Genomic DNA, 12,863 nt, shown 5'->3' on the forward strand with positions numbered 1-12,863 from the left:
AAAGACCTTTCAATACTGAAAATATAATCTTATTAGTTTCAAAGAATCACTTTTAAGACTATTATACTTTGTTTTATTAAAAAAATGGAAAAACTTGTTTTACAAAATTATTAAAACATATAAAAAACCGGGAGCCACTAAGCACCCCCAGTTAGTTCTTTTCAATCCAACCGTAATGAAACTTTGCTGTTTTCCTGCGCATCACCCGAAAACCGAATTTTTGAAAACGCCCGCTTTTATATTGGTCCTTCAAAACAACCCTCTGCCGTGATACGCGGATTGCCTCTCTTATTGTCTCTTCTTGAAGGTCTTCATGGATGGCAAAATGACCCAATGCTTTAATCCCATCAGATTCAAGGATACTTTCTTCAAACATGGGATCAAAATAGACACAATCAATTGATTCGCTTGGAAGACGCCGTAAGTAGTTAAGTGCATTTTCATTGACCACGATAATTCGCCTCATTGCCTCATCCATAGCTGAAAGACCTGAGTCCCATGTACTCAGCCCTGATTTCACTATAAACGCTAAAAATGGCTGACCTTCCACACCGGTTACACTTCCAGATTCACCAACCAAATAACTGGCAACAATCGAGTCAGAAGCCAAACCGAGCGTGCAGTCGAGGAAGCTTGTGCCTTCAATCAAACAAGCTGCATCCACAAACGGATCATGCTCCCGTTTCATTAATCTTTTGATTCGAAACATTGCTGAATTGGGATGAAAAAAGAACGGCTGACTCTCTCCCTTTCCAAACAGCTCAATACGCTCTTTTCCTACAACCATACACTCGCTATTTGCTTGCATTTGTAGGTAGTGAATGGATTTCTTATTGCGAGGTATGTAATCCACCTTTAGATTACCTGCCATTTCCCTTGCTTTCTTAATCATTTCCTGATTGGTTCGGCCTGCTGTTGTTACAAACATTCGTGATCAACTCTATTTTTATTGGATTAAAAAAAAAGGATGTCTGTTGACATCCTTTTTAGATTAGCAAAATTTATTAAATGCAGACGTTAAATTATTCATTACATCTTCCATTGATGCACCTTCAATATCATGACGCGGGATGAAATGAACAACTTTTTTGCCATTTAATAAAGCAATCGATGGTGAGGATGGTTCAATCCCTTCAAAATACTCGCGCATTTTTGCAGTTGCTTCCTTATCTTGACCAGCAAAAACAGTCACGAGATGCTCCGGCTTTTTCTCGCTATTTAAAACAGCTTGGGTAACAGCGGGACGGGCTAGGCCTGCAGCACAACCACATACCGAATTTACGACAACAAGCGTCGTTCCCTCTGTATTTTCCATAAACTGCTCAACTGCCTCATCTTTTGTTAGCTCCTGAAATCCAGCATTTGTGAGCTCTTCCCTCATTGGTTTAACCATTTGTTTCATATATTCTTCATATGCCATTGACATATTATCATTCCTCCCATTCTATGGTTGCAATGTTAGCATACTATATTTATTTCTACTATTGCAATCTTGATACATTCTTACCTAATCCAGATTATTCCGACTATCTGTCATTTGCTTCCAGACTGAACCTTTTGCCTCCTTGCCCCCTTCAATTCGCTCAAGGGCAAGCTTAATTTGCATACTTACTTCAAATTCCGGGTCATTTTCGGCAGCTTTTAGTGCTGGTAATGCTTGTTGATCCCCAACCTCATATAAGAACATAGCAGCCCTCCATCTGACTAATTTGCTTTCATCCTTAAGTGCCTTGATCATTTCTGCAGAAGCCTCTACAAAACCTAAATCAGAAAGACAGTCACCCGCCGTTCTGCGAACCGTCACCGATGTATCATTCAATGCTTTATATAAAAGCGGAAGCACTGCTTGATTGTTGATCATCCCAAGATAGGCGGTTGCTAGTCTGCGAATTGATACCTTTTCATCCAAAAGTGCTTTTTCAAGGACAGGAAGATCCTCAAGTATTGGATCACCCATTTGCTCTAAAAGCTGGTAGCGAATACGCCAATCCGGATGATTGAAATTCTCTAACGATATTTTTTTATAAGGACGCATTGGCTTTTTCACAAAAGGAGATTCCTTTGTTTGGGCTTTTTTTACTAGCTCCTCCAGCCGCTCCAGTGGATATGCGGCAATCAGCTCTTCAACAACCTCATGACCAATTTGGTCGAAATCACCATAGCGAACCCCTTGATCCTGCCATTTACGTAATAAAATATAATTATCCTCCGGCAACTGGGCTTGTTCCCTTGCCTTTAAGAAATAGTCCGGCATTCCAAACCTTTTTTCAGTTGAACCATCAGTAAGCTTAACTTGAATGGGTATGTCCTTAAACATCTGGACCTGCACTCGTACTTCCCCAAAATGGTCAGATATTTCGCCCTGAATATGAGGAAACGTTTCCGAAGTTACCTCACCGAATGCCTGCCTTACTTTAGGTAAAAGAATTTTCCAATCATACTTGGCATTTCGTTCAATTGCCAAGAAATCAGCTACATGGTAAACACCTTTTATTCCTTCTATTTGCAAAATAGACTGTATAACAGAGGGAGCTCCTTCTGAAGAATTCTGTTTATAATTATGGCTAGCTCCCATTGGAAGCTCTTCATCTAAATTAATTTTCATTGTATTCGGACTCGGTGTTGGCTCAATCGATTTAATGTTCAACACAATCACCTTTTTCATATATTCTTTTTTAAGTCTAACACATTGTTAAAGGTTATTACATTTTTCAGCCTTAAGGAAAACTAGACTATTCCGGGATAAAAAAAAGAGTACGATTAGACGCACTCTTTACTCATCCACTATTTCTGACAGATAGGACCAGCGTTCGATTAGGTTTTCCAGCTTGTCATTTAGCTCTGCTTCCTGCTTCATCAATTCTTGAGCTCGTGTAAAGTCACTGCCTGTATTGGCCATTTCCGCAGTAACCTTTTCAAGCTGGTCCTCAGTATTGGCAATAATGTCATCAATTTCTTCCCATTCTTTTTTCTCCATGTATGTCATTTTTTTCTTTTTTTCTTTTTCCCGTGTTTTCTCCTGTCTAGGTGTTCCAGCTTTACCTTTTTCCGATTGTTCCTTTGATTCTTTTTCCAAATAGTCGGAGTAACTCCCATAGAAAGATTCAATGATTCCCTCGCCTTTTAAAACGAGCAGCTGCTCTGCTACTTTGTCAAGGAAATAGCGGTCATGCGAAACCGTAACTACTACCCCTGGAAACTCTTCTAAATAATCCTCTAGGACCGTTAGTGTTTGTGTATCTAAATTGTTTGTTGGTTCATCAAGTAAAAGAACATTCGGTGCGGTCATTAAGATTTTCAGAAGATATAAGCGCCGCTTTTCTCCACCTGACAACTTGCGGATTGGCGTACCGTGCGTAAACGGCGGAAAGAGAAACCGTTCGAGCATTTGGGCAGCGGAAATGGTTTTGCCATCAGTTGTTTCAACAACTTGGGCCGTTTCCTTAATATATTCAATCATTCTCGTATTTTCATCCATATCCTCACTTTCTTGAGTATAATAAGCAATTTTCACTGTCTGCCCCATAAGCATTTCACCCTGGTCAAGCGGAATTCGCTTTGCAAGAATGTTAAGTAAGGTTGATTTACCAGTGCCATTTTTACCGATAATTCCAATTCGATCTCCCCGCTTGACGAGCAAATCGAAATTAGTAAGGATTACTTTTTCATCATACTTCTTTGAAGCATTTTTTAGTTCGAATACTTGCTTTCCTAGCCTGCTGCCATTTAATGAAATGTCAACTTTGCCGGTGGATTTTCCCGTGGTCAGCTTTTCTTCTAATTGATCAAAACGTTGAATCCTTGCTTTTTGCTTTGTCGATCTCGCTTGAGCACCACGTCTGATCCATTCTAATTCATTTCGGTAAAGGTTTTTTCGTTTTTCAAAGGTTGCCGTTTCATTTTCCTCCCGAATCGCTTTTGCTTCTAAAAAAGCGGCGTAATTTCCCTTATAGCTATAGAGATTTCCACCATCTAATTCAAAAATTCGATTCGTAACCTTGTCTAAGAAGTAACGGTCGTGGGTGACAAGTAAAATAGCACCGCTATATTTGCTTAAATAATCCTCAAGCCATTTTATCGTATCAAAATCAAGATGGTTTGTTGGTTCATCAAGAATCAGTAAATCAGCACTTTCAATTAAAGCCTGTGCCAATGCTACCCGTTTTTTCTGTCCACCTGAAAGCTCAGATACTTTTTTGCGAATATCCTCAATTCCAAGCTTCATCAAAATTGATTTAGCATTTGTACTTGCATCCCAAGCATTGTTTGCATCCATCTGTTTTTGTAATAGAAACAAATTTTCTTGTAGTAAAAGGTCACTTGGTGAATGTTCTAATTGGAATAGAGTATTTTCATATTCGCGCATTAACTTTAAAATCGGAGCTTCACCATGGAATACCTGATCTAGAACGGTTCGGTCAGTATCGAATTCCGGCTGCTGACTGAGAAAGGAAATCGTATAATCTTTTCCGGAGATAACTTCCCCTTGATCAGGGACGTCAATTCCGGCAACAATTCGTAATAATGAAGATTTTCCTGTACCATTTACACCAATAAGACCAATTCGTTCTTTTTCACCAACGGTAAAGGAAATATCCGTAAATAACTGTTTTTCACCATATGTTTTTGTGACACTTTCAACCGTTAGCATTTTCATAATTGCCCATTCCATTCTTTATAAAATTCTGTTAAAAACGATATCATAAATTGCTGACGGCTCGCAGCTAAACTTTTCGCTGTTTCCGTATTCAGCATGTCTGTTAATTTTAATAATTTTTCATAGAAATGGTGAATGCTCGATGATTTTCCGTTCCGATATTCTTCGAGACTCATTTCTTTTCTTATCTCAATATTCGGATCGTAAATGGGCTGTCCCTTTTTTCCTCCGTAGGCAAATGCTCTGGCAATACCGATTGCCCCAATTGCGTCCAAACGGTCAGCATCCTGAACAATTTTTGCCTCAACCGAAGTCAACTCCACCCCATTACCGCCTTTAAACGAAATGGTTCGAATGATCTCGTTAATATGGCGCATCTGCTCAAATGATAAACGTAACGTTTGCATAAATGAATCCAGCTTTTCTTGGCCTATTTCAATGGTTTCGTTCAGCTTTTCATCTGGTATATCATGAAGAAGGGAGGCTAATTCAACAATAAAGGGGTCCCCTTTCGCTTCTTGCTTGCAAATTAGTAACGCATTTCTGCGGACTCGGTCAACATGAAACCAATCATGCCCAGTTGCATCTTCCCCCAATTGCTTCTGAACAAACGTTTCCGCTATTTGAATGATTCCGTTCTTCACTTGTAAAAACACCTGCTTTCATCCTGCTATTTTATCATGAAAAAGGGTAAGGGAAAAAAGAAATATCATTTACTAGAAAAACAGAAAAAATCCGCGGATCATTATCTCCGCGGAATGACATATTGTAATCGATCACAGGTTGTTATGATAAAATCAATCATTGACGTTAAGTCATCAATTTGATCCTCATGAACCAACCGGCCAAATTCAATCGTAGCTACACTCTTTATACTCTTCTTTTGTAATGGTGAAAATAAAACGGTCTGGGATATTTTCCGATCGGTTCCCCAGATCTCTATGAGAACTTTCTCGATTTTCTCATAATCGATTATGTTCTCCTGATGTTTGAAGGAAAAGAACAATCGAATCGAGCATCCCGCTCTTTTCTCAGAAAGTGATACGGGTAAAAGCTCAGCAGCCAGATTTTCCAGTTTCGATTCCAATATAATACTTGCTGTAATGGGGCTCGGATTTTGAAGTTTAAAACTAAGTTCGTACTTTCTGGAAAGCTTTGCCGTATTGATGAATTCATTCCGGTCAATGACGATAATTTCGCCATTCAAATCCAAATCATACACGGCTCCTTCAAGGACTACCTTCATATTTTCAAACGCGGTTGGATCGAACACTTTCTCACCCCGATTTTTTAAAACAAGCCTACTGCTCTGCCGTTTTCATCAACATCCATGTTGAGGGCTGCCGGCTTTTTCGGGAGTCCGGGCATTGTCATTACCTCACCAGTCAAAACAACAATAAAACCTGCACCAATAGATGGTTTAAACTCTCTTATGGTAATTGTGAAATCAGCTGGTCTTCCTAATTTACTAGGATCATCAGATAAGGAGTATTGTGTTTTCGCCATACAGACAGGCAAATTTGACCAGCCAAATTTTTCATAGTCTGCCAGCTGTTTTTTCGCCTTTGGTGAAAACTCTACGTCTTTGCCACCATATACCTTTTCGACAATTGTAAGCACTTTTTTCTCAATAGAATCTGATAAATCATACAAAGGCGAAAAGTGATTTTCCTCTGTTTCAATAACCTTTAAAAGGGTGTCAGCTAGCAGAATTCCGCCCTCTCCACCTTTTTCCCAAACCTCTGTCAGCGCAACAGGAGCATTTTCCCGCTTACACCAATCAAGTAATGTTTTAACTTCCTGATCCGTGTCCGAGATGAATTTATTGATGGCAACAACAAGCGGCAGCCCAAAGCTTTTAATTGTTTCAATATGTTTTTGTAGATTAGCAAATCCAAGAGTTAAGGCAGCGAGATTCTCGGTTGCTAACTGGTCCTTAGCTACACCGCCATGCATTTTCAAGGCCCGAATCGTTGCCACGATAACGACTGCTTCAGGCTTTATATCAGCACTTCTTGCTTTAATATTCAAAAATTTCTCGGCCCCGAGGTCAGCTCCAAAGCCAGCTTCCGTAATAACAAAATCAGCAAGCTTTAAAGCAGCCTTAGTTGCGATCACGCTGTTGCATCCATGAGCAATATTAGCAAAAGGTCCACCATGCACTAATGCTGGGGTGTGCTCAATTGTTTGGACAAGATTTGGCTTTATTGCATCCTTAAGCAATAATGTTAATGCCCCTTCGACACCTAAATCTCCTACTGTCACGGGCTCTTTTTGATCATTATAGGCAACAACCATGCGCGATAAACGCACTTTCAAGTCGCTTAGGTCTGTAGCAAGGCACAGGACGGCCATGATTTCTGAAGCAACGGTAATATCGAATCCATCTTCCCTTGGAACCCCTTGAGACGGCCCGCCAAGCCCAATAATGACCTTTCTTAACGCCCGATCATTTAGATCAAGAGTACGTTTCCAAACAATTCTCCGTTGATCAATATGCAGCTGATTTCCCTGCTGCAGATGGTTATCAATTAATGCTGCAAGGGCATTATTTGCCGTAGTTATCGCATGAAAGTCTCCTGTAAAATGCAAGTTTATATCTTCCATTGGCAACACTTGAGAATATCCTCCGCCAGTTGCCCCTCCTTTAATTCCCATCGTCGGACCCAGCGATGGTTCGCGCATCGCAATCATAACCTCTTTACCCATCCTGTTTAGAGCATCAGCTAGTCCTACGGTAACTGTTGATTTTCCTTCTCCTGCTGGAGTGGGGTTAATTGAAGTTACGAGAATAACTTTACCGTTTGGTTTTATAGCTAATTTTTTTAATGCTTCATTGGAAAGTTTTGCTTTATACTTACCAAAAAGTTCAAGATCATCATCTTGCAGACCAATCTTTTCGGCAATTTCCGTAATTGGTTTCATTCTTGCAGCCTGTGCAATTTCAATATCTGATTTAACTTCAGACCCTATGACCACAATTAATCCCTCACTTCAACAGTAAAATTTTTTCATTCCGTTTATATTGTATCAAACCTATAAAAAAAAACTATGAACATTTTACAAACAAAATATTTTCTTTTCTGATTCTTCTAAAATGTTATAATAGAGCTATTGAAATTAAAAAAAAGGGGGATGGTCACTTGCCAATAAACATTCCAAAGCTTCTTCCTGCAAGAGAAACGCTCGAAAAAGAAAATGTTTTTATTATGGACGATGATCGAGCAATTAGCCAGGATATCCGGCCATTAAACATACTGATTTTAAATTTAATGCCTGAAAAAGAAAAAGCAGAAACACAGATTTTAAGGCTTTTAGGAAATACACCGCTGCAGGTAAATGTGAACTTTTTAAGAACGCAGTCATATGAGTCTACTCATACGAGCAAACAGCACTTAGATCAGTTTTACACCGATTTTGATCACATCAAAGCACAAAAATTTGATGGGATGATTATAACGGGTGCCCCAGTTGAACTGCTAGAATTTGAACAAGTAAAGTATTGGGACGAATTAATGGAAATCATGAATTGGGCAAATGAGAATGTTACCTCAACTTTACATATTTGTTGGGGAGCACAAGCAGCCCTTTATTATCATTATGGAATTAAAAAATTTGAACTTGATACAAAATGTTCAGGCATATACCCTCATAAAATTATTGAGCAGGATGATTTTCTATTACGAGGGTTTGATGATGAATTTTATGCTCCACATTCAAGATATACTGATGTTTCTATTGAAGAAATTAAAAAGCATCCAAAATTGAAGCTATTATCAGCATCAGAGGAAGCAGGAGCGCTGCTCGTTTCATCTCATGATCGAAAACACGTCATGATCACTGGTCATCTTGAATATGAGTCAGATACGCTGGCTCAGGAATATGCACGCGACCTTGAAAGAGGACTTAAAATTCATATACCCGAAAATTATTTTCCGAATAATGACCCAGTTCAACCGCCTATTAATCGCTGGCGTGCACATGCACATTTATTCTTTTCAAATTGGTTAAATTATTATGTCTATCAAGAAACACCTTTTGCATGGAGATGAAGGAATCGCCCTAACTCAGAGTCAATTCCTTTTCCAGGCTAAGGAAAAAAATTATTATGTGTTAAAAAGACAAAAAAGCATCAGGCTTGATGCTTTTTTGCTTTGTAGTAAAATCCAATGCTAGAAAAACAATGGATTTCTTTACCAAGGGCTCCACTAATAGGCAAAAAAGAAAAGGATTTTGGTTTAGATTACATAAAATGGAGTAAAAGATAGAGAATGCAAATGGAGATCCTTATTTAATACCGGAGAATGACGTTTCTTTTAATGACTTACCGAATACATTTTAAAAGAGGATGACCTAGTCATCCTCTTTTAGTGTTCCTCACTATTTTTTTGAATGTCTTTCAGAGCTTCGACTCGATTTGAATCTTCCTCAAAAAATTGGACCAGATCGCCAATTCGATCGATCGAATCCCAGCTTAAATGGTGTTCAATTCCTTCAACATCATGATAAATATTTTCTTCTTTTACACCGATAATTGTTAACAATTGCTCAAGCAGTTCGTGGCGGTAGACTAGCCGCTTGCCAATTTTCTTTCCCTTCGGAGTCAAGATAAGTCCGCGATATTTTTCATAGATTAAATATTCATCTTTATCCAGTTTCTGAACCATCTTCGTTACAGAGGAGGGATGTACTGACAATGCTTCGGCAATATCCGACACTCGTGCATATCCTTTTTCTTCAATCAATATATATATTTGTTCTATATAATCTTCCATGCTTGGTGTTGGCATCCCAAACCCTCCATTAAAAATATCCATTACAAAGTTTACTATAGATGAAAAGTACAGACAAGGTAATATCTCACCAACAAACTATATTTCTTTAAAAAACTGTTATTTTTCCTTGGATGTCTCCTCTCTCTTCTCGTTAACAAATAGAAACTTTACTTTTTTTTCATGATCATCCCAGGTTAGCATTGCATTAAAGGTTTTATCTTTGTTGGCAAAACCTTCAATCAGCTCAGTTTTCCCTTCTTGCAAAAGTTTTTTAACATTTTTTTGTGTAATAGCCTTCCCAAGGATTTTCTTAGAAATGGTAAAATCGCAATGATTTTTATGAAAATTACTGCAGCCATAAAAGCTGCCTTTATCGATCAGAAAACCATCACACTTTTTACATTGTCCTATTTTTACTGTCCGCTTTGTACTTTTCTTGCTGGGTGAAAAGTTTTCCCGGTCCTCTTCTGCAAATACCCAATTCATCGCTTGATCGACACTCGATGAAATCAGATGGTACACCATTTTATTTGTCTGTTCAATAAAATGCTTTGGTGAAGCTGAACCGTGCGAAATTTCTTTAAGCCTTTGTTCCCATTTTGCCGTCATTTCCGGGGAGGCAAGTATTTGCTGGCCGATTGCATCAATTAAAATTTTCCCCTTTGCGGTTGCGTAAACCAAATTTTTGTTTACTTCGATATAAAGGCGGTCTTTTAACATCGTAATAATTCCAGCTCGTGTTGCTTCAGTGCCAAGGCCTTCGGTTTGAGCCAAGACCTTTTCAAGTTCTTTATCCTCAATATGCCTGCCCGCAGACTTCATTAATGTAATAAGCTGCCCTTCCGTGTACCGTTTTGGCGGCTGCGTATGTGCTTCTTTTACCTCTACTTTACTTGTTTTGCCTTTTTCACCTTTTTCAAGCTGCGGCAGTACTGGCTCTTCATCTTTATCCTTTGTGAAAATGACTTTCCGCCAGCCTTCCTCAATTTGGACCTTTCCCTTTGAAACAAATGTTGCACGTCCGTCAACGAGAGTTGTCACTGTTGTATATTCCGCAATCGCTTTATTGTAGTGGGCAGCGATTAGACTGGTTACGATTAGATCATAAATTTTCCGATCCTCTGGGCTCAATTTCTCTAGATTAGGGATTTGTTCGGTTGGAATAATCGCATAGTGATCCGTAACCTTCTTTTCATTCACATACCTTTTATTATCAGAAATTGAGGATACTGGAAGCGGAAAGTATTTTTCAAAATCCGCTGTTCCCCCAAGTTTTTTTAAAATATCAGGAAATGTTTTGGCTTCTTCAATGGTTACATATCTTGAATCAGAACGTGGATATGAAACATTCCCCTTCTGATAAAGCTTTTGAAGAATATCAAGGGTTTTCTTCGGAGAGAATTTATAGCGCTTGTTTGCTTCAGCCTGCAAAGCAGAAAGATTGTAAAGTAATGGTGGGTAAAACTCTTTCCTTTCGGAAATAACGTCTGCTACTTCAGCTGATTTTTCTTGACAAAATGCAGCGATTTTAGCTGCTAATTCCTTCGAGCTAATACGTGATTCCCCGTCGTTTTGCCACTTACCGGTATATTTCTTTCCATTTATTAAAAAATGAGCTAAAACTTCCCAAAATGGTTCTGTTTTAAAGTCTTCTATTTCTCTTTCTCTTTTGACAATCAGGGCTAACGTTGGTGTTTGTACTCTCCCAACTGAAAATACATCTGCAAAGCCTTTTTTTTGTAAAAGTAAGCTATATAATCTTGATGCATTCATGCCCACAATCCAATCGGCACATGCCCTTGTATACGCTTCAAAATACAGATTGCGCGTTTCATTTTCCGTTAGCAGTTTTTTAAAACCTTCTCGAATTGCATTTGGAGTTAAGGATGAAATCCATAATCTTTTCATCGGCTTCTTGCAATTTGCTAACCTAAGAATATTTCGGACAATTAATTCACCCTCTCGCCCAGCATCCCCTGCATGGATGATTTCGGTGACATTGTTGTCTGATACTAACTTTTTAATAATCGCAAATTGTTTGGCTTTGTCTTTCGTTACTTCATATTGAAATTGGTTAGGAATCATTGGCAGCGAATCTATAGACCATTTTTTCCATTCCGGCTGATACCTTTCAGGTGGTACCAATTGACACAAATGGCCGATTGCCCATGTTACATATGCACCGTTTGTGAAAATTTCGTTTGGCAAAATTTGAATGTATCCGCTCTGCCGTTTATGTTTAAAAATTGACGCTAATGTTGCCCCTTGATCCGGTTTTTCTGCAATTATTAATTCCATAATAATGGCTCCTCTATTTTTCGCATCCAATTTATTTTCCCATTGAACGGTCCATTCGTAAAGACTAAATAAATTGGAATTATCCATCGAACAGGCTGACTTACGCCCTTGGAGCTTTTACCTGACAGGGCTAAAGCTCCACGATAAAACGCTGAATTACTAACCTCAGCAAAGAAATCTCCTCCGAAAAATGGAGGAGATCAATTGCTGCTAATTATAAACGGTTAAATCAAAGGATTAATTAATAGAGATTATTATGACTCTTGGAAAAAGACCTGCTAAAATCAATTCTTATGACAATTCAACATTGAAATTTCAAAATAAACTATAAAAAAAGTACCATTCAAGGTACCCTTATAAACCTTCTTCCTTCATTTCTATGAATTTATCATTGGAAGTAACAATTTTCTTCCGGAATAATAGTGCTAACAGTTAGAATCAAGGAGGGGATTCTTTCCACCTTAAAAACAATTATGCCAATGTTTTTATTGACTACTAAAAATGCATCTCCATGTGTGAACAAGTTTAAATCATTTTCGATATGAAGGATTGATTGCAGGATTGCTTTCTTTTCTTCAGTTTCAATCGAAATTTGCGGTGAAAATCTTACAATCCATTCTTCCCCCTTTATTGAAAAACGGTACATAACTTCACCTTCTTTATTTAAATTACTATTTAGTTAAAGATATGATAAAAGACTAATTTTATGTGTGATTGCTAGTTTCCAAATTTATCTCAATTGTTATTTTAAACGCATCTTTTTGGATAAGATAACGCTTACATTCCTTGACTGTCCACTTGCATTCGTGTATATTATAAGCATCATGGGGCAGAATAGGTTTTAAATTTTTCGCCTGATCTGTTCATGAAAATATTTAACATAGGTGCCAATGGTGTCTTGAAAAGGTTTAGGAGGAAGAATTTTATGCAAAACGGTAAAGTTAAATGGTTTAACAACGAGAAGGGTTACGGTTTTATTGAAGTTGAAGGCGGAGATGATGTTTTCGTACATTTCAGCGCGATCCAGGGTGATGGTTTTAAATCATTAGAAGAAGGTCAAGAAGTTTCCTTTGAAATCGTTGAAGGAAATCGTGGACCACAAGCTGCGAATGTTGTAAAACTTTAATTTTAAA

General features: G+C 38.2%; 12 protein-coding genes. 2 read left to right on the forward strand and 10 right to left on the reverse strand.

The window, feature by feature from the left end:
- Positions 1-151: 151 nt before the first annotated feature.
- From JN080_RS01060 to JN080_RS01090, 7 genes are all read right to left on the reverse strand, one after another.
- Positions 152-928, reverse strand: coding sequence for a class I SAM-dependent methyltransferase (locus tag JN080_RS01060; RefSeq protein WP_256234024.1), 777 nt, complete (start codon positions 926-928; stop codon positions 152-154).
- A 63-nt stretch (positions 929-991) separates the two neighbouring features.
- Positions 992-1,426 (reverse strand): BrxA/BrxB family bacilliredoxin, encoded by a 435-nt coding sequence (locus JN080_RS01065; protein WP_256234025.1) that lies wholly within the window; start codon positions 1,424-1,426, stop codon positions 992-994.
- Between the two features lie 81 nt (positions 1,427-1,507).
- Positions 1,508-2,647, reverse strand: coding sequence for a conserved virulence factor C family protein (locus tag JN080_RS01070; protein ID WP_256234026.1), 1,140 nt, complete (start codon positions 2,645-2,647; stop codon positions 1,508-1,510).
- Between the two features lie 126 nt (positions 2,648-2,773).
- Positions 2,774-4,657 carry an ABC-F family ATP-binding cassette domain-containing protein gene (locus JN080_RS01075; protein ID WP_256234027.1) on the reverse strand — a complete coding sequence of 628 codons (1,884 nt, stop codon included), beginning with the start codon at positions 4,655-4,657 and terminating at the stop codon, positions 2,774-2,776.
- The gene (locus JN080_RS01080; RefSeq protein ID WP_256234344.1) at positions 4,654-5,301 is read right to left on the reverse strand and encodes an HD domain-containing protein; all 648 of its coding nucleotides are present in this window, start codon (positions 5,299-5,301) and stop codon (positions 4,654-4,656) included. Before JN080_RS01080 ends, JN080_RS01075 begins: the two co-directional genes overlap by 4 nt.
- Before the next feature lie 101 nt (positions 5,302-5,402).
- Positions 5,403-5,930, reverse strand: coding sequence for a hypothetical protein (locus JN080_RS01085; protein ID WP_256234028.1), 528 nt, complete (start codon positions 5,928-5,930; stop codon positions 5,403-5,405).
- A 17-nt stretch (positions 5,931-5,947) separates the two neighbouring features.
- Positions 5,948-7,636: a formate--tetrahydrofolate ligase gene (locus tag JN080_RS01090; RefSeq protein ID WP_256234029.1), complete on the reverse strand. Its 1,689-nt coding sequence runs from the start codon at positions 7,634-7,636 to the stop codon at positions 5,948-5,950.
- 164 nt (positions 7,637-7,800) lie between these two features.
- Here JN080_RS01090 and metA point away from each other — a divergent pair, with 164 nt between their 5' ends.
- Positions 7,801-8,709, forward strand: a complete 909-nt coding sequence (gene metA / locus JN080_RS01095; RefSeq protein ID WP_256234030.1) for a homoserine O-acetyltransferase MetA — start codon at positions 7,801-7,803, stop codon at positions 8,707-8,709.
- 315 nt (positions 8,710-9,024) lie between these two features.
- Here metA and mntR read toward each other — a convergent pair whose 3' ends face one another.
- The 3 genes from mntR to JN080_RS01110 all read right to left on the reverse strand — a co-directional run bounded on the left by mntR (position 9,025) and on the right by JN080_RS01110 (position 12,376).
- Positions 9,025-9,447 (reverse strand): transcriptional regulator MntR, encoded by a 423-nt coding sequence (gene mntR / locus JN080_RS01100; RefSeq protein WP_256234031.1) that lies wholly within the window; start codon positions 9,445-9,447, stop codon positions 9,025-9,027.
- 102 nt (positions 9,448-9,549) lie between these two features.
- Complete coding sequence (locus JN080_RS01105; RefSeq protein ID WP_256234032.1) at positions 9,550-11,730, reverse strand: DNA topoisomerase III; 2,181 nt, start codon at positions 11,728-11,730, stop codon at positions 9,550-9,552.
- A gap of 388 nt (positions 11,731-12,118) precedes the next feature.
- Positions 12,119-12,376: a hypothetical protein gene (locus JN080_RS01110; RefSeq protein WP_256234033.1), complete on the reverse strand. Its 258-nt coding sequence runs from the start codon at positions 12,374-12,376 to the stop codon at positions 12,119-12,121.
- 279 nt (positions 12,377-12,655) lie between these two features.
- Here JN080_RS01110 and cspD point away from each other — a divergent pair, with 279 nt between their 5' ends.
- The gene (cspD, locus tag JN080_RS01115; protein ID WP_256234034.1) at positions 12,656-12,856 is read left to right on the forward strand and encodes a cold-shock protein CspD; all 201 of its coding nucleotides are present in this window, start codon (positions 12,656-12,658) and stop codon (positions 12,854-12,856) included.
- Positions 12,857-12,863: the final 7 nt, after the last annotated feature.

Source organism: Bacillus sp. EB600 (assembly GCF_024494385.1).
GTDB lineage: Bacteria > Bacillota > Bacilli > Bacillales > Cytobacillaceae > JAEVLT01.